Here is a 21,973-nt window from a genome sequence, read left to right as displayed (position 1 = left end):
CGAAGATTCCCTGTTAAAAAGAGTTTTCACAGAGGGTACTTTGCGATAGATTGATAGTTAAATTCTATGGTACCATCCTTGATAAAGAGAAAGTATCAAGATTAAGAAATAATCAGTGACTTCTTTATGCTAATTATGGAAATGACTTCCTAATGTTACTGTATATTTGCCACATAACATTACACTATGAAACTCAATCTTGATTCAGAATGGCAGGCAATTTTAGCAGATGAAATTGAAAAGCCGTACTTTCATAATTTAATGGAAAATGCGGATGAAGAATATAAACTTCATGCCTGTTATCCGCCCAAGGACCTTGTTTTTTCCACTTTTAATTACTGCAGTTTTCATAAGCTAAAAGTAGTAATCATTGGTCAGGATCCCTATCATGGAAAAGGGGAGGCTAACGGACTGGCTTTTTCTGTAAATGATGGAATACGGATACCACCTTCGTTGCGAAACATTTTCAAGGAGATAAGTGATGACTTAGGAACTATTTTTTTACCGGGATCCGGTAATTTAGAGCCTTGGGCAAAGCAGGGTGTTTTACTTTTAAACGCTTCTTTAACAGTAAGAGAGAATACTCCCAATAGTCACAAACATTTAAAATGGAACCTTTTTACAGATGCGGTAATTCAAAAGATTTCAGATGGTAAGGAACAGGTAGTGTTTTTGCTTTGGGGTAATTTTGCGAATAAAAAAGGACTTAAAATAGACCGCAACAAACATGTAGTAATAGAGTCGGGACATCCGTCGCCAATGAGTGCAAATCAGGGAAAATGGTTTGGAAACAAACATTTCAGTAAAACAAATTCCTATTTGAAGGCAAGTGGTAAAACCGAAATTGATTGGATTTTCAATAATGGGAGTCTTTTTTAATAACGTGAGTTTTTTTAACACATAGAAACATCCGTTTTTGTTTGTGCATAAAAAAGAAAGCTCCGCTTTTATATAGAAATTAGTGGGATTGTCGAAGTAGATAAACCGTTTCAAGTTTGATAAAAGAAAAATTCAATGACTTATATGGTGAAAAAAGAAAAAAATTTGGTACTAAGTAAACATAAAAAAGGCATGGAAGTCAGTATAATAAAAACTTCAATGCCTTAAATAGTTAGCAAAAAACAAACGATTATTATTTAAATAAAGCCGTTATTTTTTTATGATTTCTTCCAGAATAGCCTTGTCCTCGCGGTTGCTGATTTTCAATATGATTGCTTGGTTTTTAGTGGTCTTACCTTCAATCACGAATAGTTTGGCTTTACGGAATTCAGTGTTACTTTTGTCAAAATCCACATCTCCAAACTCTAATGTGTTCTTGATATCGATAGTGTCAATCCATTTTTCTGCTAATACCTTGGATGCTTTTGCAGAATAGTCAAACGGTTTGTTTCTAATATCATTTAAAACTCTAGCATTTGGAAAATAATTACAGCGGGTATCTTTTCCGCTAAATATAAGAGAAACAAAAAATATACCTATAACTAATCCCACTAAATAGTAGGCGAAACGATGGAAAAATTTCATGAATTATTTTTTTTGCAAAGGTAAAGGAAAGTTAACTTAAAACACAATTAAATTGATGTCGTTATTAGGTAAATCAAACCAATCGCCAATGACTTTGTTTGTCAGGATACCATGGTAAAAATAGACTCCGTTTTTTAACCCCATATCACAGCGAATAGCACTCTCAAGGCCACCGTCTTCTGCAATTTGCATTAAAAAAGGAGAAATAATATTACTGATACCCAGTGAAGCTGTTTTTGAATAGCGGGAAGCAATATTGGGAACACAATAGTGCACTACATTGCTTTTAATAAAGGTTGGCTTTTCATGGGACGTGACTTCTGAGGTCTCAAAGCAGCCTCCTGTATCGATGCTGACATCGACGATTACTGCTCCACCTTTCATGTGTTCAACCATGGTTTCAGTAACAACAACTGGGCAGCGTTCCACACCAGACATCGCTCCAATGGCAACATCACAGCGCCTTAATGCTTTCAGTAACGATTTGGATTGTATAGTGGAGGTAAAAATGCGTTGGTTTAAATTGTTTTGTAGGCGACGTAGTTTTGTGATCGAGTTATCAAAAACCTTTACACTGGCTCCTAGTCCAATAGCTGTTTTAGCAGCAAACTCACCTACTGTTCCAGCACCTAAAATAACCACATCTGTAGGGGGGACTCCAGTTATGTTTCCAAACAGTAGACCTTTTCCAAATTCATTGGTAATCATCAGCTCAGCCGCAATTAATATGGAGGCGGTTCCTGCAATTTCACTGGACGATCGTACAGCGGGATAGCTACCGTCCTCATCTTTTATATATTCAAAAGCTAAAGCAGTTATCTTCTTTTTACTCAAGGCTTCAAAGTAACTTTTCTTCATCGTTTTTAACTGAATCGATGAAATAAGTATTGTCTGGTTGTTCATCATGGCGATCTCCGCAAGGGTAGGAGGACCTACCTTTAAGATCATGGGACAGCCAAATACTTTGGTTGTGTCTTTGGTTACCTCTGCGCCAGCATCACTATATTCCTTGTCAGAGTAGCTTGAACTTTCACCGGCTCCTGATTCTATCATCACGCGATGTCCGTTAAAAGACAGCGAGTTAACCGCATCCGGAGTCAGGCAAATACGACGTTCTTGATAACTGGTTTCTTTTGGAATACCGATAAAAAGATCGCTTTTTTTTCTGGCCACCTCGAGTTTTTCTTCCTGGGGTAATAACTGTTGTTTAGTAAAAGGAGTTATTGCTATTGACATTGATAAAGTGATTATAAGAGGTAAAATTACGCAAAAAGATTAAAAAAAAATGCTTTCAGCTGGTATAAATATTCGAAAAAGAACGATTTAAAGCCCTAAAATAATTTTTCCATTTTAATATCGGCTCTTTCGTAGATACCCTCGTCCACGGGAATTTCCTCAAAACCAAATTTTCTATACAAAGAAATGGCTGGAACCAGTCTTCGGTTGGAGTAGATAATAATCTTTTCGATATGGTTTTCTTCGGCAGCTTTGATGCAGTGTTCCATCAGCTTCTTTCCTATTCCAAGGCCTTGCACACTATCGGTTACGGCCATTTTGCTTAATTCGAATATGGTATCGTTCATCTTTAACAAGGACACAGTTCCTACGATGGCATCCTTGTATTTGGCATAAAATATCATTCCTCCTTTATCGATGATCTCCTCCTGTGGATTGGACAGGACCCGTTCGTCTTTGGGTTCGATTTTAAAATATTTGTTGAGCCATTCTATGTTCAACGTTTTTATCGGTTCCTTTAAATCGGAAGAAAAAGGGATAATTATAACCTGGTGTTCTGGATTCATTATACTTGACTATTTAACTTAATTCTAATAAACGTTTGCCGCCCGCTAGTTCCTTTATGGTAATGACGGAATGGGAATCGGGAATCAGATTTGGTATGTTTTCCGCCCACTCGATAAAGCACCAGTGTCCAGAATATAGATATTCATCTACTCCCATGTCTAATGCTTCATTTTCATTTTTTATCCTATAGAAATCAAAATGGTAAACTATTTGATTATCATTAGTTTGGTATTCATTAACTAAAGAAAAGGTTGGGCTACTTGTCCCTTCCGTGACACCCAATTCTTTAGCTAATTGTTTGATAAAAGTGGTTTTTCCGGCACCCATATCCCCGTGAAAAAGGATCACTTTTTTGGGGTTTTCAGCGACAATTCTGCGTGCTGTATTTTCGATTTCATCTAATGAAAAGGTAATTTCCATAAGCATAGGTCTTCTTGTTTAAGTCCAAAGTTCTAAGTCTTTAAATCTAGAGACTTAGAACTAACGGCTGCGTTCTTATTTTGGATTAAAAATTAAAAACGGAATAATCATTTCTTCCAGCGAAATCCCACCGTGCTGATAGGTATTTCTGTAATAACTCACATAATGATTGAAGTTATTTACATAGGCCAGAAACAAATCGTTTTTGGCAAAAATATAAGAACTACTCATATTAATGGCCGGTAACCCTATTTTTTTTGGTTCTTTGACGGCATAGACATCTTTGTACTCATATGTCAGGCTCCGCCCCGTTTTGTAGCGCAAATTAAGGCTGGTATTTTTATCGCCCACAACTTTCGACGGATTTTTTACATTTATGGTTCCGTGATCCGTGGTTAATATCAGTTTGAATCCCATTTTTTGTGCCTGTTGGATGATTTCCAGCAGCGGAGAGTTCTTGAACCAACTTAAGGTCAACGAACGATACGCCTTATCGTCGGAAGCGAGTTCTTTGACCACGTCCATCTCCGTTTTGGCGTGAGATAGCATGTCGACAAAATTATACACTACGGTAACCAGGTCGTTATTTCTTAATCCTTTAAAATTCTCTACCAGCTTTTTACCAGCTGCCAAGTTGGTGATTTTGAAATAATCTTCTTTGATGTTCAGTCCCAAACGTTTTAGTTGCGCTGATAAAAATTCCGCTTCATATAGGTTTTTACCACCTTCTTCGGGATCATTTTTCCAATATTGCGGAAACTGCTTTTCCATTTCCAGCGGTGTCAAACCAGAGAAAATAGCGTTTCTGGCATACTGGGTTGCCGTTGGAAGAATAGAGAAATAAGGTACTTCTTTTTCCAGTTTATAGTAGTTGGAGACTTCACTCTCAAATGTTTTCCATTGGTCATAACGCAAATTATCTATGACTACAAATAGTATGGGTTTGTCTTTTTTTACGATTTCGGGAACGACTAACTCTCTGAATAAAGTATGAGATTGCACGGGTTTGTCCGCTTTTGGTAAAAACCAGTCTTCATAATTGCGTTCAATAAATTTTCCAAACTGCGAATTGGCTTCCGCTTTTTGGGATTCCAAAATCTCAATCATCCCGTGATCGTTGATATTCTCCAGGTTAAGCTCCCAAAAAATCAATTTCTTGTAAAGTTCCACCCAGTCTTCATAGGAATTCACCATCGCCATTTCCATGGAGATTTTTCGGAATTCTTTTTGGTAATCCAATGTGGTTTTTTGCGAAATTAAGCGTGAGTGATCCAAGTTCTTTTTCAGACTCAATAAAATCTGATTCGGATTTACCGGTTTGATCAAGTAATCGGCAATTTTAGAACCTATTGCTTCCTCCATGATGTATTCTTCCTCACTTTTGGTAATCATGATCATGGGAACGGAAGATTTTTTCTCCTTCATTTCAGAGAGGGTTTCCAGTCCGCTCATGCCGGGCATGTTTTCATCTAAGAAAACGATGTCAAAATTCTCGTTTTCAAATATATCAATTGCGTCGCGACCATTGTTGCAGGTTGCGACACTGTAATTTTTCTTTTCCAGGAACAATATGTGGGGTTTCAAATAATCGATTTCATCGTCTACCCAAAGTATTTTTATCTTATCCATATATTTTATAAAAAGTGTTCAAAAGTTCTAATTATGATGCCAATTTAAAGCTTTTTTTGGCGCTTATTTCCTAATATTATGATAAAATTTCTTTATAAAATTAGGGCCTCTTGCAGGGAATAATAAAGAATAGATAGCAAATAATATAAAGTAAAGACGAATCGTAAAATTCGAAACCTCTACGTTCTAAACGCTAACTTCTATTCTCTAACCTCCGCACTCTATTTTTTAACTTCCACATCATAAATTTAACACATTATTAATTAGAAAGTTAAACGTAATTAAAACTGTTTTATTGGCAATTCTATATAATTTTAGCTATCAAAGCGCTTTTTTAAGGTATAATCCGCTTGCAACAAAAGGGATGGATGCAGTTAGTGCAATAGCAGCCTGTTGTAGGCTAACAACAGAATAACTTCTCTTTATGAAGAACGTGTATTTAATTGGAATTGTTGCCTCGGCGGTCGCAAGTAAACAAGAGTAAATGAGCCGATAAAAAGAGATTGTAGCAAAGGATGCTAACATTAAAACAGAGATATTCAAAAAAGCAGGTATTATCTTCAGTTCAGGGTTCATTGGCAATCGCAACAGAATAAAAATCACGGATATCGTAATTGGCACGTTATCCATACCCTAAATTCATTGCAATTTGAAAACTGATATCTGAAGCTTAAATACTAATTTTAATAGCGTCGCTTGACTTTCAGTCCCGTTACTGGCAGGTTGTGTTTCCCGATAGCTGTAGGGTTATTGCAGTCTTTATTATTTCGTAGAAAAATAATAAAGGGTTTCCACTTTTATCCCCAACGCAAATTCAATTCATAAGACGAGAAATAAGCATAGATAGCAACATACCTCAGTTAATTATTAAAAAAACCACTAAGTACTTATTTTGAAGTCTTATATTTCATCTGAAAAAAAGAGGGGGTGAATCTTCCTGTTTGGACACAAAAAACAATGTAATTGAATTATTTCAAGGCGTTGTTTAACGTAAGGTATTGAGCTTATGATAAAAAATTACAATGATCTTATAGTATTTCACTTATTTTTTTATTAAATTTATAGTTAATGTAAAACCATCTACTATGACTGTAAATCAAATATTAAACGAAAAAGGAAATGAAGTCCACTCCATATCTTCTACCATTACAGTTTATGAAGCTTTAAGAATAATGGGAGAAAGAAATGTTGGAGCTGTTCTGGTAATTGAAGATAATGTTTTGAAAGGAATATTATCTGAGAGAGATTACGCAAGAAAAATTGTTTTGAAGAATAAAGCTTCAAAAGATACCTTTGTTCATGAAATCATGGATAAAGAAATTATTAGTGTAAAGCCAACTGATGATTTAGAATATTGCATGGATTTAATTACTAACAAAAGAGTTAGGCATTTACCTGTTTTGTTAGATGAACAAGTGGTTGGAATTGTTTCTATTGGTGATGTGGTAAAATCCATTATTGAGCTACAAAAAAATACGATTGATCATTTAGATTCCTATATCCACGGCACCAAAGCTTAATTAGAACTAAATTCATTCTGATACCGATTGTGTTTTTAATAGAGTCCAATAATGCCGAAAGCTATTGGAGGGTTATTTATTAACTATGCCGAAAAATCGGCACAAGTTATCGCCACAATAGCGAAATATTATTAATTTAAATAATAATTGTTATGACTTTAAGAAATGCTTTATGGCAACTATTTTTCTTTCTATTCTACTTTTAGCACTGGGAATGGCAGGTATTGCCATTAAAATCCTAGTGAAAAAAAACGGACATTTTTCAGGTACTTGCAGCAGTAATAATCCACTGATACAGGGAGAAGGAGAGTCATGTAGTATTTGTGGCGCTAAGCCACAGGAAAAATGTAAATCTTAATCCAATTCTTTTATCCGTTGCTTTAAACTTTTGGACGTGTAGGTCTTCCATTGTCCGTTTTCGTCGTAAATAAAATAAACCTCCAAATTTAAACTTTTGTTTTTTTCTATAAAGGCAATCGATCTTTTTAAACCCATAACCATGAAAGCTGTAGCATAAGCGTCAGCCGTAATTCCATCGTCAGCAAGTACTGTAGTGCTTAGTAAATTATGTTTAGCTGGATAACCTGTTTTAGGATCAATGATGTGAGACAGTTTTTGATTCCCCTCAATATAAAATTTGCGGTAATTGCCAGAGGTTGCCAGTGCCCGATTGTTTAAATTTATAATGGCTTCTAATTTTCTTTCTTCCCCTTTTTTTTCACTAGGTTGATCAATACCTACTTTCCATTCTGCATTTCCTTTTTTTCCTTTGGCTTTTATTTCGCCTCCTAATTCTACTAAGTAATTGTTGATCCCTCTGCTTTGAAGAAAATCAGCGATTACGTCTACTGAATAGCCTTGTGCAATGGCATTAAAGTCAATTTTAATGGCTGGTTTTTCTTTTATGATTTTATTATCCTTTAAGCTCACCATTTTATAATTCACCAATTGCAGTAAACTATCCACTTTGGTTTTGTCTAAACTACTTTTTATTGTGGGTCCAAAGCCCCAGGAATTTACTAATGGACCCACTGTGATATCAAAATTTCCTTCTGTTTTTTCAGATACTTCCACGGATTTCTTAAACACTGTCCTGAAATAGTCATCTATAATAACATTATCTTCATTGTTGTTTATTCTGGAAATTATCGAATTTGGAATCCATGTTGACATCGATGCGTCAATATCGGTTAACAGAGAATCAATTTCTTTTTTGTAAAGAATAGCATGATCAGATAGATAAGTGATGTGATAGGTTGTTCCTTGTGAATTTCCTTCGAGTTTTACTATTTCGTTCTTATCGGAAGAACAACTCGTTAGCATAATTAGCGTGCTGAAAATAGGGAATAGTATTTTTTTCATAAAATTATTTTTAGCCTCCAAAGTCATCAAATGCAATATTCTCTGGTGGAACTCCTAGTTCGTCGAGCATTTTAAATACTGCCGCATTCATCATTGGCGGACCACAAATATAATATTCAACATCTTCTGGAGCTTCATGGTGTTTCAAGTAATTTTCAAACAATACGTTATGAATAAATCCGGTATACCCCGTCCAATTATCCTCAGGTAATGGCTCAGACAGCGCTATATTATAATCAAAATTCGGAAATTCTTTTTCTATCTCTTTAAATTCATCGGTATAAAAAACTTCTTTAGAAGATCTTCCTCCATACCAAAAACTCACTTTTCTATTTTTTTCTTTTAAGGTATGAAAAAGATGGAATAAATGAGAACGTAATGGCGCCATTCCTGCACCTCCGCCTATATAAATCATTTCTCTTTTCGTCTGTTTAATATGGAAATCCCCGAAAGGACCGGCAATATTGACTTTGTCACCCGGTTTTAGCGAAAAGACATAAGAGGAGGTGACTCCCGGATTAACCTTCATAAAGCCACCTGCTTTTCGGTCAAATGGAGGGGTGGCTAGCCGAATGTTGAGCATAATGATATTGCCTTCCGCCGGATGATTTGCCATAGAGTAGGCTCTAAAAATGGACTCTGGATTTTTCATTTTTAAATCCCAAATACCAAATTTGTCATAGTCTTCTTTGAAACGGTCATCAATTTTGTAAATATCTTTTTTAAAGTCGACTTCGCATTCAGGAACATCTATTTGAATATAAGAACCCGACTCAAAGTCTAAAAAATCACCTTCGGGCAACTTAACCACTAATTCTTTGATATAGGTGGCAACATTATCATTTGAAACTACTTCACATTCCCATTTCTTGATACCCATTACGGATGCAGGAATAACTATTTCCATATCCTGTTTGACTTTTACTTGGCATCCTAATCTCCAGTTTGCTTGCTGTTCTTTTCTTGAAAAATAAGGTGTCTCTGTGGGCAGTATTTCGCCACCACCTGATAATACTTGGCATTTGCACATTCCGCAGGTACCACCGCCACCACAGGCTGAGGGTAAAAATATTTTTTTATTGGACAGCGTGGAAAGCAGTGTTGAACCTGCTTCCGTTTCAAGCTGATCGTCTTCGTTTATGGTTATCCTGACTAATCCTGAAGGCGTAAGCTTTGACTTGGCATACAGAATTAAAGATACAAGTAGCGAAATGAAGAGCAAAAATACAATTACGCTACTGATTATTGTTGTGCTATTAATACCTAATATTATCATTTTCAATTTGATTATAGATTTATAACGAAATCCCCATAAAGCTCATAAATGCAATAGCCATTAATCCGGTTAAAATAAACGTAATCCCTAAACCTCTTAAAGGACCTGGAACATTAGAATATCGTAATTTTTCTCGAATTGCAGATAAAGCAACTATGGCTAGAAACCATCCCACACCAGAACCAAAGGCAAACACAGTAGCTTCACCTAAGCTCGCATATTCTCTTTCTTGCATAAATAATGCACCTCCGAGGATCGAGCAGTTTACCGCAATTAGCGGCAAGAATATACCCAGGGAACTGTATAATGCCGATGCATATTTTTCAACAATCATCTCTACTAATTGTACTATAGAGGCAATCGTCGCGATAAACATAATAAAGCTTAAAAAACTAAGATCAACGTTTTCATAGTCGGGTGATAACCATTGTAAGGCACCAGCTTTTAAGACATATTTTTCTAACAAATAACAAACCGGAACCGAGATAGATAATACAAAAGTCACCGCAAGCCCAAGTCCCAAAGCACTTTTAACGGTTTTAGAAATAGCTAAATAGGAACACATGCCTAGGAAATAGGCAAATATCATGTTTTCAATAAAAATGGCTTTTATAAATATATTGATGTGTTCCATGATAAAATGTTTAAATCGCGTTTGTTGAAAATTATACCAGTTATGTTTTTAATATAGTCTTAAATAAAAAACTCTTTTCAATTTATACAGGTATTGTAATAGATAATTATTGGTCTAATTATAATTCCTAAATGGTATTATTTCGATTCAATTAATTTTTGATTTCTGCTTCTTTGAATCCAGATAAGGATACCGACAATTATTAACGCCATCGGAGGCATGATGACAAGGCTATTGTTGAAATAACCTAACTTATAAATAGACTCCGGAATGATGCGATACCCCATCAGTTCTCCAGAACCAAATAGCTCCCGAATCATAGAAACGATTACTAATATCAACCCATACCCAAAACCGTTACCTATTCCATCCAAAAATGACGCCCAAGGTTTATTCGACATGGCAAAGGCTTCCAAGCGTCCCATGATGATGCAATTGGTAATGATTAACCCGACAAAAACGGATAACTGCTTACTTACATCAAACACAAAAGCTTTTAAAAATTGATCCACTAAAATCACCATAGCAGCAACAACAGTTAATTGAACAATAATTCGAATGCGGTTTGGAATGATATTGCGAATAAATGAAATAATAACATTTGAAAAGGCACAAACTACTATTACCGCGAGAGCCATTACAATGGAAGGTTTCATTTTCACCGTAACAGCCAATGCGGAACAGATACCCAATACCTGAACGGTAATGGGATTGTTATCATTTAATGGATCGTATAAAAGTCTTTTATTTTTTGGAGAAAATAAAGGCTCTTTTGTCTTTTTAGGTTTTGCAGGAACTGCGATTGTATCTTTGCTCATATCCTGTTATTTTAGTTTATAAATACTATTGCTTCCTTTTTTTTAAAATAGGGAATGTAATTGCGTAATGTTCTTTCAAACATTTCGGTCACTCCTTTGCTCGTGATTGTTGCTCCCGAAATAGCATCAACACCATGCATATCATTTGGTTTTGCACCTCCTTTAATTACGGTAACGGAAACAAATTGGCCTGATTCATCAAATATTTCCTTCCCAACGAACTGCTGCTGAAATTTTTGCGTTTCAATCTCAGCACCAAGACCTGGTGTTTCACTTTTGTGACCAAAACTGACTCCGTATACAGTATTCATATCGCTTTCTAGAGAAATGAAGCCCCATATCGGTCCCCACAGTCCTTTTCCTCTTATTGGGATAATGAAAAATGATTTTCCCTCTTTATTGCAAATGAAGAGCGGAAACAACTGCTCAGCCTCTTTTCCTGTTTTAACTTTATCTAATTCTTTTTTAAGGTCAATGTCAAAAGCCGTAACATTCCCTATTACTTGTTCACCTTTATTATTCAATACAATTTGCTGAGTAATGTATTGTTTAAATGCCCCTTCGGTCGTGGCAGTTTCAGTTGGTATTGAAACACTGGTTAGAATGTTTTTCATTTTTTCAATCCTAATGTTCTTCTCCTGATAGGGCGCAAGACTTATCGCTGTTAATGACAGCAGTACGGCAATGACTACCACCATAACGGAGGAAAAAATAAACGTGGCTTTATTACTGTCTTTATCCATTTTGATTTTGTATCGGCTTAAGTCTTTTTAGTCTTCTTTTGATATTACCTTCCACTACATAATGGTCTATTAAAGGTACCATTACATTCATAAATAAAATAGCTAACATCATTCCTTCAGGATAAGCGGGGTTAAAAACTCTAAAGAGAATCGCCAACAGTCCTATTAAAAAACCATATATGTATTTTCCGGTATTCGTTTGTGCTGCACTCACAGGATCAGTGGCCATAAAAATAGCTCCAAAGGCAAAACCGCCTAATGCTAGATGATGTAATGGGGTGATTTGCATCAAGGTGTTCAATCCAAACAAATTAAAGATCACAGCCATCAAAAGTCCACCTATAAAAACTGAGGCCATAATGCGCCAACTGCCAATTCCCGTAAATAATAAAATACCGGCTCCAATCAAGCAGGCAATCGTAGATGTTTCCCCTACAGAACCGGGAATAATCCCTATAAATGATTCCATAATGCTCGGAACTTTATCAGCAAAACCTGCTGCAGCATCGCCCAATGGTGTCGCACCACTATATGCATCAACAACGGCTTGTCCTTTGTCGGTACTGGTGTTTATCCAAACTTGGTTCCCTGACATTTTGCTTGGATAGGCAAAGAACAGAAACACTCTGGCGGTAAGCGCAGGGTTTAAAATATTCATTCCTGTACCACCAAAAACTTCTTTTCCAATAATAACTGCAAAAATGGTCGCAACAGCTAACATCCACAAGGGGACATCAATTGGCATTATTAGCGGAATCAACATACCAGTAACTAAAAAACCTTCATTAATGGTATGTTTTCTAATAATGGCAAAAATGAACTCCGTCGTCAATCCTGCTCCGTACGAAACTATAATTAAGGGTAGTACTTTGATGGCTCCAAAAATAAAATTATCCATGAGAGAAATATTCATAATCCCTAAAGCGTGGTGGTGTTGGTAGCCAATATTCCACATTCCGAATAGTAAACAGGGAACTAAAGAGAGCACCACTAATATCATCGTACGTTTCAAATCGATAGCATCACGTATGTGTGTGCCTTTGCTTTTTGTGGTATGATTGGGTACAAACAGGAAAGTTTCAAACGCATCAAATGCTGGAAATAATTTCTCCAGTTTCCCCCCTTTTTCAAAATTAGGTTTAACATTGTTCAGTAATTTTCTAAGTGGCTTCAAATTCAGTTTGTTTAAAGATTAAATTTGGTAACTATTAGATTGTATGTGTTTTATGTGTTCTTAGTTAATTATTTACATGTAATTGTAAAATCCTTATATATAGTCTTCAATTAAGCCTTATCCTAAACTATTTACAGATTGAAAAAACTTATTATATGTTATATGGTTAAAAAAAAGTCATTAACTAAACAACAAATCTATTATCTAATTAAATTGACTTATCTGGTTTTCAATTAAGGTTTGCCTGTAAACTTGTGACAGATAAAAAAAACTTATAGGTCTTCTATGGTTTAAATAAATATCAACTAAACTCCTTTCTTACCATATCCAGACCATGACGTATGATTTCTTGCGATTTTATCTTTGATGTACAGACTAATTCGCAGAGCGCAAAATCTTCTTCTACTACTTCATATATTCCCAATTTCTCCATCATATCGATGTCTTCAATTAAGATTGATTTTAAAAGTTGTACGGGATAAATATCCATGGGAAAAACTTTTTCATATTGTCCGGTCATTACAAAGGGACGTTCTTCACCATGTAAATTGGTATTTAAATTGTGTTTTTTATTTGGGGTCAACCAAGAAAAAAAGGTACGGGAGACACTAAATTTATCCAAGCCTGGCGCCAGCCAACCCATAAATTCATATTCATTTCCTTCACGGATAGCGGTAATTTGTGAATCATAAAAACCTAAATAACCGTCAGCTGGAATTTGGCTGCCAGATAAAATAGAACCACTGATGATTCTGTTGTCGCCTTTTTTCAGACCTGCTTCAGTAAGAATATTTTTTATAGAAGAACCTACGATCGTTTTATAGTATTTGGGATTGTTAACCTGAGAACCAGTTACTGCAACGATTCGGCTAGCATCAAATATTCCTTGATCAAATAATTTTCCTATGATGACTACATCTTGTGGATTGATGTACCATACTATTTCCCCTTTGTTGATAGGGTCAATATGGTGAATTTGCACGCCAACATTTCCCGCTGGGTGAGGACCTGATATCGTATTGATTTGTACATTTTGAGCTTGACTAAAGACAGGAGCAGTATTCGCTTGAACATTTAAATGTATTTTTCCAGTTGTTAATTGCCGTAAGGCGTCTAATCCCGTTTGAAAATGAGATTCTTTCCCAGACATGATAAAATCAGTATCAGGAGCCAATGGATTCGTGTCAAAGGCAGAAATGAAGATCGCTTTTGGGTTTTCGCTCGGATTCGCTATAATGCCATAAGGACGTTGGCGAATAAATGGCCAAACACCGCTATTCAATAGTTGTTCAATGATTTCTTTTCGGGAAAGTTGGTTGGGATTCGATTTGGTAAAGAGGAGGTATTTTATTTCCCTGTCGGCAAGGATTTTTATATCTAAAATGACTCTTTTGTCTCCACGAAGAATTTCAATTACTTCACCACTAACCGGAGAGCAGAACTTGATTTTTTCATTCTTTTTATCGTAAAACAGGGGAGTCCCTGCTTCTACGTTAGCTCCTACTTTCACTAATAGTTTAGGTGTTAGCCCCACAAAATCTTTTGGCTTCAAAGCAAATATTTCGGCCAGAGGCAGGTGCAATACTGACTTAGCAGCTTCACCGATCAATTTGAGATTCAATCCCCGTTTAATTTTAATATATTCACTCATACATTAATTTATTTTTAGTGGGTAGTACTTATGATTTTCTGTTATTGGAACGTAATTGTATATGCTATACTATTATGTATGCTATTTTTTTTGTTAAAAAACGGAAGAATGAGACACTAATTTAATGAATTTGTGTCGATATAGCAACAATAAAGATACTTTAATTAAAGAATTGCATTCAACTAAAAGGAAATTTCGTTTTTATAAATAAATGATTTTTAATGGAATAGCATTCAAATAATATTTAGGAGCAGAGCGATTGTGGCTTCAAGTGTGATAGGTCCTGCTGTGCGCTATATCTCTTCATCCCGAAAAGCCAGGATAAAGAGGATGCCGCTTCCATCAGGGCTAGAAATCACGAATCCGTTTTATAAGAATTAAAAAATCAATGTTGATTAAAAGTGATTTTTTCAGTAGTAGAAAAGTTAAAAAGAAATTTAATGACTAACCTATATGAGGAAAACCGTAACAATAGAAACTTAGTTCTCAATATATTTGACAGTGAAAAATTTAAAAAATTGATTTAACAAAATAAATCCTATATTTGAACACCACGAAAAACAAAATTAATCCACAACAAGAAGATGCAGCGCATTTGTTTTTGTTGTGGATTTTTGTTTCGTGTAAAGAGAGAGAATTTAATTAAAAGAGGTATTAACTATATGTTATATACTAGTTAGCCAACATTTAATATCAGGAACATAAATATCAACTACTTAATGAAGTACAGTAGAAAACAAATTTCAAAAGCTGGAGAAAAATTAGTTACATCTAAATCAGAAAATGATGTAGAAGAAGCGTTAAATTTAATTAATAACTGGAGAACAAATCATTTACATCCTTTAGTAGTTTTAAAAAACAGCTTATTAAGGCTGTTGACAAAAAATAGAATCGAGCCAAATTTGGTTTCACAGAGATTAAAACGGTTAACTTCCATAGAATATAAATTAGACTTGAATCCAAGTATGGGATTAGGAGGAATGCAAGATATTGGAGGATATCGAGCTGTACTAAAAGACGTTAAAGATTTAAGAAAATTAAATGATGCTTTAAGTTCCCAAAAGATGGCTCATAAACTTGAAAAAGTTATGGATTACGTTAAAAATCCTAAAAATACTGGATATCGCAGTATACATTTTATTTATACCTATTCTTCTACAAAAGATATATACGACGGCTTAAAACTTGAATTACAAATAAGGACAAAATTACAGCACAATTGGGCAACAGCAGTTGAAACAGCGGGTATAATTACAAAGACTTCTTTAAAGTCTAATCAAGGTCCTGATGAATGGCTTGATTTTTTCAAAATTGTTAGTTCACTATTTGCACTTAAAGAAAAACTTCCCTTAATGGATGATCATTCCGAATTTACAATGGAAGAGCTAATGATAAAGTGCTATAATTATTGTGAGGAACTTAATATTTTAACTAAACTGAAGGCTATTCGTGTTTCAACTAATAAGATTGAATCTGATAATTTTCCTGGTGACTACTATTTATTGAACATAAACATAATTGAAATGTTTGTAAATATTCAAATCTTCAATAAAAATCAGTTTGAGTATGCTACTAATGAATATTTAAAACTTGAAAAAACTATTAACGAGAATGAAAATGCTGTCGTTTTAGTTTCTGCAACTTCTATTAAAACATTAAAAAAAGCTTATCCTAGTTATTTTTTGGATACTTCAGAGTTTATACAAGCAATTGAAAAAATGAATTTTAACTGTAAAGAACGTAAATACGTATAAAAACGTTGGCTAACAGCCAATTTGAGCTAGCTGGAGCTTAGTTAAATTAACGTTTCGCATCAAGTTTTCGTTAAGCCTAAAAATCAGTGCTTACGAAGCACAAATCATCTAAAAACTGCGAGACGTTAGAAAAAAAGATATCTCTATGAAACAGAATTATATAATCAAAAATGGTGAAATCACTTTTAATGAAAAAAAAATAGTCATTGCTACCGTTTCAAAAGAACAAATTTGGAACCACCAAAGCTAGCTTATATTTGCAATCTCTCCCCGCAAAGAATGTCCTCGCTTGAGTCCGTAAGGAGTGCTACTATTTCAAAAATAACGATAAGCAAAATAAAAAGTTTAATAAAATATTTAAAAACAAAGCAATCACAAATGAAAAACATAATCTACCTACTTAGCCTTATTGTATTGGCAACAGCAATCTTCTTAATTATCGAATATCCGGAATCTGGAAGAATACAAGTAATCGCTGGGGCTGTACTTATTATTGGATTTACATTAAATGTTTTTGGTTTTTTATTTAAAGTAAGCGCAAACAAAAACTTGAAACTAACAAGAACAAATAATTTTTTATGAGAATGCACAAAAACGTTTATTTAGCATTGGCTATTTTATTTTTAATTTCGTTCATCTACTCCTTATTTGATATCGGAGCGACACACAAACTATTCTTTTGGGAGGTTAATATTTGGGTGTATCGTTTGTTTAGATTGGCAATCGCCGCGCTATTTATGAAGTCCTACTTAGAAATTAGAAATAGGGAAAAGAGTACCGGGAAATAAAGGTTTTAAGCCTTGCTAGGCAATTGCGAAGTACGCGGAGGAATTTGCTTTGTCGAAAAGAAAAGATGATGTATCAATCGTATTTTATGTCTATTGTGCCAGTCTCTCTGAAGCGGAAATGTAATTGCCTTCAAAAAAAAGTAATGTATCCATTAAGAGCAGCAACAAAAAGAAGTTTTACCTATTTTTACTTAATCAATACGCAAACTATTAAAAACAAACACAATATGAAAAAAATCCTTGCCTTTTTAGTAGTACTTGTTTCATTACCCATATTTGCTCAAAACTTCAATAAAGTAAAAATTGATAGCCTGTTTCAAGTTCTGGAAACAAATGACAAGTATATGGGAAGTGTTGCTGTATTGGAAAACGGGAAAATTATTTATACCAATGCAATAGGGAAGGAAGATATCGTAAGCAATAAAAAAGCAACGGCTCGCACGAAATATAGAATTGGTTCTATATCTAAAATGTTTACTTCGGTCTTAATTTTTAAAGCCATCGAAGAAAAGAAATTAAGTCTGAATCAAACTATGGAAGGCTATTTCCCTTCGGTTGAAAATGCGACTAACATTACCATTGGCAATTTACTAAATCACCGCAGTGGAATATATAATTTTACCAGCGCTCCTGATTATGAAGGCTACAGCGCTCAGCCGAAAACTAGGAAAGAAATGATTGCTATTATTGCGAAAGGCAAAAGTGTTTTTGAACCCAATAGCAAAGGAGACTACAGCAATTCTAATTATGTGTTGTTGAGTTATATTCTGGAAGAAGTTTACAAACACCCCTATTCCACATTGGTACAAACAAAAATTGCGAAGCCTTTAGGTTTGAAAAACACCTACTTTGGAGGAAAAATAAGCATCGCTAATAACGAATGTTATTCGTACAGTTATACGGACAAATGGAATAAAGAAACCGAAACGGACATGTCAATCCCAATGGGAGCTGGAGCCATGGTTTCTACTCCATCTGATTTAACACAGTTTATAGAGGCATTATTTAGTGGAAAATTGATTTCTGCGGCTTCATTGGAACAAATGAAAACAATCCAAGATAAATACGGGATGGGGTTTTTTCAAGTACCGTTTTATGATAAGATAGGTACGGACATACCGGAGGAATCGATGGGTTTCGTTCGGCATTGTCCTATTTTCCAGAAAGTAAACTGAGTGTTGCCATTACTTCAAACGGAATGAATTATGGAAATAATGATATTGTGATTGCCATTTTATCGAGCTACTACAATAGAAAATTTGAAATCCCTACGTTTACTACTTTAGACCTAAAAACAGAAGAGTTAGACCGCTATTTAGGAGAATATGCAAGTTCCAGTTTTCCTTTGGTAATAACAGTTACAAAAGATAATACGAAATTGATAGCACAAGCGACTGGGCAGGGTGCTTTTCCGCTGGAAGCTATTAAAAAAGATACATTCGAATTTAGAGCCGCTGGAATTACGTTAGAATTTGATCCAACAGTAAATCAAATGACAATCATTCAGGGCGGAACGAAAAATGTTTTGACAAAAAAATAACCGTTACTCGACTCTGTATATTAAAGATGATGGGAAACTCATTCGAATAAAATGAAAGCCACGGGGCTGCTTAAAAATCATAAGAACTTCGCCACTAATTTTATAAATAGAAATAATAATGAAAGTTTATTTGATGTTTTTATATGCTTTAAAAACCGGACGGTCATAAATAAAAGAATAACGGAATCTTGTCCTCTTTAAACTTTGATCAAAATGTAAGGTTAGTTGCTTTGAATGATGAAGAGAGTTACGTAGAAGTTGGCGTGGGGAAAAAAGCTAAGTTAACCATTGATGCTAAGCGTATGTTGAATAGTGGTCGTTCTAGCTTATACTTAGGAATTAATGATGTGGGAAACATCATGGCGCAGCAGATGGAGTTAATAGGACCTATCAAATTATGACTGTAGAAAAATATAAGAAAAATACGCTAAAATTTTTTAATAATTATGTTTTTGACGAAGGTTTTGACTGTGAAAAAAATATTATTCCCCGCTTTATGATTTTGACATAAATACCCATTCAAATGGGCTAGAAATAGCTTGGAAACAGGATTTGATTACTAGTGAAATTGGAGAGGTAGATATTAAAATAAAACAGAATAAAGGAATCGGCGGCTATCTATTCTCTACGAAGGATTTTCGGGAGAAAAAGCATTGATTGCAACAGTTTAAGAAGAAACAATTTACTAATAATATAAAGGGCCGTAAAATAGGATTGAACTATGCTTCTTTTTGTAGTATAAATCAACTATATTTACTACGTTTAATTTCGGAAAGCGATTCGGAATTTTTAGGTAAAAATACATAATGCCAATTTTAAAATTTAATAGGACTTGAAAACATTTGAAACAGAGCGATTATTTCTGACACCCACCACCACGAAAGATGCCGAACTTATTTTAGAGCTTTTCAACAGCCCAAAATGGATTGAGTTTATTGGGGATAGGAATCTAAAAAGCAGTGAAGATGCTGCCGCCTACATTACGAATAAGATGATACCTCAAATCGAAAGACTTGGTTTTGGCAACTATACAATCACCAGAAAATTTGACGGGGCAAAAATAGGGTGCTGCGGGCTTTACGATAGAGAGGGCTTGGAAGGCATTGATATCGGGTTTGCTTTCCTTCCGCAATATGAAAAGAAAGGCTACGGTTTTGAAAGTGTAGATGCCTTAAAAGGGCTCGCTTTCAGTGAGTTCAATTTAACCGAAATTAATGGAATTACTTCAGAAAAAAATATTGGTTCTCAGAAATTATTGATAAAACTGGGCCTTCAGTTTCAAAAAAACATCAAACTAACAGATGATACCGAAGAGGTATTACTATATAAATTAGCGTTTTAGAATAGAAAGTATCAATTTAGCAGTACCTACAAGAAAAAGGATATGCACTGATTCAAAAGCATTAGCAAAGGAATTATTGTGTAACATGAAGTACGACAAGTCTAGCTAAAAAATAATATTTTAAAACAAAAAGACATGAAAAAAGTGATGGGTTTAGGTTTGGTATTATTGACTGGATTGACATGTCTAGCCCAAGTGAAAGTCGAGAAAGCAAGTCAAACTTATAAGAACATTCATAGCAAAGCGATTCTTGTAGATACACACAATGATTTCTTGTCACAAGCAATGGACTACGGCGTCGCTTTAGATCAGGACTTGCGCGGGAAAACACATAGCGACTTAAAACGATGGAAAGAAGGGGGAATGGATGTGCAATTTTTTTCTGTTTTTAGTGACGGAGAGCAACCTGATCCCTATGATTTTGCAATGCGTCAAATGGATAGCTTAGATGCTGCTGTCAAACGCAATCCAGATAAAATTATAAAAGTAGCCAACACTGCTGAACTATATAAAGCAGTGAAGCAACACAAAATTGCTGCATTGATAGGCGTTGAAGGTGGCCATCAAATCGAAGATGACCTGAATAAACTCGATACGTTCTATAAAAGAGGCGTGCGCTATCTGACTCTTACCTGGAACAATTCTACTTCTTGGGCAACAAGTGCTGCTGACGAAACACACAACAAAGATTTAAAACACAAAGGCCTGACTGATTTTGGAAAGAAGCTGGTACAACATATGAATGCATTGGGAATGATGGTTGATATTTCTCATGTAGGCGAACAGACTTTTTGGGATGTTATCGCTACTACCACCAAACCTATAATCGCTTCTCACAGTTCAGTTTACGCACTTTGTCCCCACCAGCGCAATCTCAAAGACGACCAGATCAAGGCAATTGCTAGGAACGGCGGAGTCATCCAAGTAAACTTTAATTCTGGATTTCTTGATCCTACTATAGAAAAGAGAGAAGATGCGTTTATTAAAAAGCACATGGCCGAGGAAGATTCTATCATGCTAGCAGTTCAAAACCGCCACGTTGCTTCTTCGACAATTTACAAAAAATACAATATAGAGGCACAAGACCTTCGAGCCTCTTTTGATCTTGTAATCAAGCACATTGAATATATCATTAACTTAGTTGGCGTTGATTATGTAGGAATTGGTTCTGATTTTGATGGTATTGAATTGCCACCACAACAATTAGATGACGTCACAACGTATCCACTAATTACAAAAGCACTGCTAGAAAAAGGGTATAGTGAAAAGGACATCAACAAAATATTAGGTGGAAACTTATTGCGTGTTTTGAGTGCCAATGAAAAGAACTAATCGCTAGCTTTTTTTCGAAACAAATCCTCCATTAATAGTAGGAGTGTCTGCAGGGTAAAACTAAACACCGATTTAATCTCATTAATCCTTTTATTTGTTGCAAAAGGTTTTTTGAAGCTAAAGCAAAATATACTAAAGTACATTCGTAGAACTAATTTAAAATTACCCGTTAATGATTCCAAGACTAACAATATTTCCCGAAACCAAAATTACAGGCATGCGAATGACGATGTCCTATAGTGACTATAAATCGAGGGAACTATGGAAGTGTTTTATGCCGAGAAGAAAAGAAGTTTTAAATTCCATTGGCACGGATTATTACTCGATGCAATTATTCAGTCCTAACTTTTATGATAATTTTAATCCCGCTGCATCGTTTGAGTATTGGACAGCCATGGCGGTTACTGACTTTGAAATAATTCCTGACGGAATGGATTCTTTTACAATCAACAGTGGCCTTTATGCTGTTTTTAATTATACAGGCGATGCGAGCGGAGCTCCTGCAGCGTTTGAATATATTTTTGCTACTTGGTTACCGAGTTCCGAGTATGTTTTAGATCATCGGCCTCATTTTGAAATCTTGGGCGATAAATACAAAAATGACCATCCTGATTCTGAAGAGGAAATTTGGATTCCCGTCAAAGAGAAAAAATAGTAACTTGG

25 protein-coding genes are annotated in these 21,973 nt (G+C 35.0%); 12 read left to right on the top strand and 13 right to left on the bottom strand.

The annotated features are described in order from the left end of the window. The first annotated feature begins 186 nt into the window (after positions 1-186). Positions 187-879, top strand: a complete 693-nt coding sequence (locus CXF59_RS03270; protein WP_101136283.1) for a uracil-DNA glycosylase — start codon at positions 187-189, stop codon at positions 877-879. Between the two features lie 270 nt (positions 880-1,149). Here the strand turns inward: CXF59_RS03270 and CXF59_RS03265 are convergent, their stop codons facing one another. From CXF59_RS03265 to CXF59_RS03240, 6 genes are all read right to left on the bottom strand, one after another. Beyond that, a complete protein-coding gene (locus tag CXF59_RS03265) occupies positions 1,150-1,524 on the bottom strand; it encodes a DUF4258 domain-containing protein (RefSeq protein ID WP_101136282.1) in 375 nt (124 codons plus the stop codon). A 36-nt stretch (positions 1,525-1,560) separates the two neighbouring features. Then, positions 1,561-2,760, bottom strand: a complete 1,200-nt coding sequence (locus CXF59_RS03260; RefSeq protein WP_198554624.1) for an alanine dehydrogenase — start codon at positions 2,758-2,760, stop codon at positions 1,561-1,563. Positions 2,761-2,855: 95 nt separating this feature from the next. Then, entirely contained in the window at positions 2,856-3,326 is a 471-nt protein-coding gene (locus tag CXF59_RS03255; RefSeq protein ID WP_101136281.1) for a GNAT family N-acetyltransferase, read from the bottom strand. Between the two features lie 13 nt (positions 3,327-3,339). Further along, positions 3,340-3,747, bottom strand: coding sequence for a tRNA (adenosine(37)-N6)-threonylcarbamoyltransferase complex ATPase subunit type 1 TsaE (gene tsaE, locus CXF59_RS03250; RefSeq protein WP_101136280.1), 408 nt, complete (start codon positions 3,745-3,747; stop codon positions 3,340-3,342). Between the two features lie 75 nt (positions 3,748-3,822). Further along, a complete protein-coding gene (locus tag CXF59_RS03245; RefSeq protein WP_101136279.1) occupies positions 3,823-5,376 on the bottom strand; it encodes a bifunctional response regulator/alkaline phosphatase family protein in 1,554 nt (517 codons plus the stop codon). A 321-nt stretch (positions 5,377-5,697) separates the two neighbouring features. Then, positions 5,698-6,006, bottom strand: a complete 309-nt coding sequence (locus tag CXF59_RS03240; RefSeq protein WP_101136278.1) for a hypothetical protein — start codon at positions 6,004-6,006, stop codon at positions 5,698-5,700. A 455-nt stretch (positions 6,007-6,461) separates the two neighbouring features. Here CXF59_RS03240 and CXF59_RS03235 point away from each other — a divergent pair, with 455 nt between their 5' ends. Both CXF59_RS03235 and CXF59_RS03230 read left to right on the top strand, forming a co-directional pair. Further along, on the top strand, positions 6,462-6,896 hold the full coding sequence (locus tag CXF59_RS03235; RefSeq protein ID WP_101136277.1) for a CBS domain-containing protein: 435 nt from the start codon (positions 6,462-6,464) through the stop codon (positions 6,894-6,896). A 172-nt stretch (positions 6,897-7,068) separates the two neighbouring features. Then, positions 7,069-7,254, top strand: coding sequence for a membrane or secreted protein (locus tag CXF59_RS03230; RefSeq protein ID WP_101136276.1), 186 nt, complete (start codon positions 7,069-7,071; stop codon positions 7,252-7,254). On the opposite strand, the gene CXF59_RS03225 is transcribed toward CXF59_RS03230, so the two are convergent. The 7 genes from CXF59_RS03225 to CXF59_RS03195 form a co-directional block, all read right to left on the bottom strand. Further along, complete coding sequence (locus CXF59_RS03225) at positions 7,251-8,258, bottom strand: FAD:protein FMN transferase (protein WP_157824511.1); 1,008 nt, start codon at positions 8,256-8,258, stop codon at positions 7,251-7,253. The two genes, CXF59_RS03230 and CXF59_RS03225, sit on opposite strands and share 4 nt — an antisense overlap. Before the next feature lie 10 nt (positions 8,259-8,268). After that, positions 8,269-9,534, bottom strand: coding sequence for an NADH:ubiquinone reductase (Na(+)-transporting) subunit F (nqrF, locus tag CXF59_RS03220; RefSeq protein ID WP_101136274.1), 1,266 nt, complete (start codon positions 9,532-9,534; stop codon positions 8,269-8,271). Positions 9,535-9,553: 19 nt separating this feature from the next. After that, entirely contained in the window at positions 9,554-10,168 is a 615-nt protein-coding gene (gene nqrE / locus CXF59_RS03215; RefSeq protein ID WP_101136273.1) for an NADH:ubiquinone reductase (Na(+)-transporting) subunit E, read from the bottom strand. 137 nt (positions 10,169-10,305) lie between these two features. Next, positions 10,306-10,986, bottom strand: coding sequence for an NADH:ubiquinone reductase (Na(+)-transporting) subunit D (locus CXF59_RS03210; RefSeq protein WP_101136272.1), 681 nt, complete (start codon positions 10,984-10,986; stop codon positions 10,306-10,308). Between the two features lie 11 nt (positions 10,987-10,997). Further along, on the bottom strand, positions 10,998-11,729 hold the full coding sequence (gene nqrC / locus CXF59_RS03205; RefSeq protein WP_101136271.1) for an NADH:ubiquinone reductase (Na(+)-transporting) subunit C: 732 nt from the start codon (positions 11,727-11,729) through the stop codon (positions 10,998-11,000). Then, positions 11,722-12,903 (bottom strand): NADH:ubiquinone reductase (Na(+)-transporting) subunit B, encoded by a 1,182-nt coding sequence (locus CXF59_RS03200; protein ID WP_101136270.1) that lies wholly within the window; start codon positions 12,901-12,903, stop codon positions 11,722-11,724. Before CXF59_RS03200 ends, nqrC begins: the two co-directional genes overlap by 8 nt. Positions 12,904-13,204: 301 nt before the next feature. After that, positions 13,205-14,554: a Na(+)-translocating NADH-quinone reductase subunit A gene (locus tag CXF59_RS03195; RefSeq protein WP_101136269.1), complete on the bottom strand. Its 1,350-nt coding sequence runs from the start codon at positions 14,552-14,554 to the stop codon at positions 13,205-13,207. 719 nt (positions 14,555-15,273) lie between these two features. Between CXF59_RS03195 and CXF59_RS03190 the strand changes: the two genes are divergently transcribed. The 9 genes from CXF59_RS03190 to CXF59_RS03160 all read left to right on the top strand — a co-directional run bounded on the left by CXF59_RS03190 (position 15,274) and on the right by CXF59_RS03160 (position 21,965). Beyond that, positions 15,274-16,308, top strand: coding sequence for a RelA/SpoT domain-containing protein (locus CXF59_RS03190; RefSeq protein WP_101136268.1), 1,035 nt, complete (start codon positions 15,274-15,276; stop codon positions 16,306-16,308). 378 nt (positions 16,309-16,686) lie between these two features. Then, complete coding sequence (locus CXF59_RS03185; RefSeq protein ID WP_157824510.1) at positions 16,687-16,890, top strand: hypothetical protein; 204 nt, start codon at positions 16,687-16,689, stop codon at positions 16,888-16,890. After that, a complete protein-coding gene (locus tag CXF59_RS03180; RefSeq protein ID WP_157824509.1) occupies positions 16,887-17,096 on the top strand; it encodes a hypothetical protein in 210 nt (69 codons plus the stop codon). Before CXF59_RS03185 ends, CXF59_RS03180 begins: the two co-directional genes overlap by 4 nt. 227 nt (positions 17,097-17,323) lie before the next feature. Further along, complete coding sequence (locus CXF59_RS03175; protein WP_232758606.1) at positions 17,324-18,271, top strand: serine hydrolase; 948 nt, start codon at positions 17,324-17,326, stop codon at positions 18,269-18,271. A gap of 23 nt (positions 18,272-18,294) precedes the next feature. After that, the gene (locus CXF59_RS15190) at positions 18,295-18,636 is read left to right on the top strand and encodes a DUF3471 domain-containing protein (RefSeq protein WP_232758604.1); all 342 of its coding nucleotides are present in this window, start codon (positions 18,295-18,297) and stop codon (positions 18,634-18,636) included. Positions 18,637-18,824: 188 nt separating this feature from the next. Beyond that, on the top strand, positions 18,825-19,037 hold the full coding sequence (locus CXF59_RS14855; RefSeq protein WP_157824508.1) for a hypothetical protein: 213 nt from the start codon (positions 18,825-18,827) through the stop codon (positions 19,035-19,037). A gap of 431 nt (positions 19,038-19,468) precedes the next feature. Continuing rightward, positions 19,469-19,978 carry a GNAT family N-acetyltransferase gene (locus CXF59_RS03170; RefSeq protein ID WP_101136265.1) on the top strand — a complete coding sequence of 170 codons (510 nt, stop codon included), beginning with the start codon at positions 19,469-19,471 and terminating at the stop codon, positions 19,976-19,978. Between the two features lie 135 nt (positions 19,979-20,113). Then, positions 20,114-21,310: a dipeptidase gene (locus tag CXF59_RS03165; RefSeq protein ID WP_232758603.1), complete on the top strand. Its 1,197-nt coding sequence runs from the start codon at positions 20,114-20,116 to the stop codon at positions 21,308-21,310. Positions 21,311-21,482: 172 nt separating this feature from the next. Then, positions 21,483-21,965 carry a GyrI-like domain-containing protein gene (locus CXF59_RS03160; RefSeq protein ID WP_101136264.1) on the top strand — a complete coding sequence of 161 codons (483 nt, stop codon included), beginning with the start codon at positions 21,483-21,485 and terminating at the stop codon, positions 21,963-21,965. Positions 21,966-21,973 lie beyond the last annotated feature (8 nt).

The sequence above is a fragment of the Flavobacterium sp. ALD4 genome (assembly GCF_002836475.1).
Classification (GTDB): domain Bacteria; phylum Bacteroidota; class Bacteroidia; order Flavobacteriales; family Flavobacteriaceae; genus Flavobacterium.
This window is presented reverse-complemented; position numbering and strand designations above follow the sequence as displayed.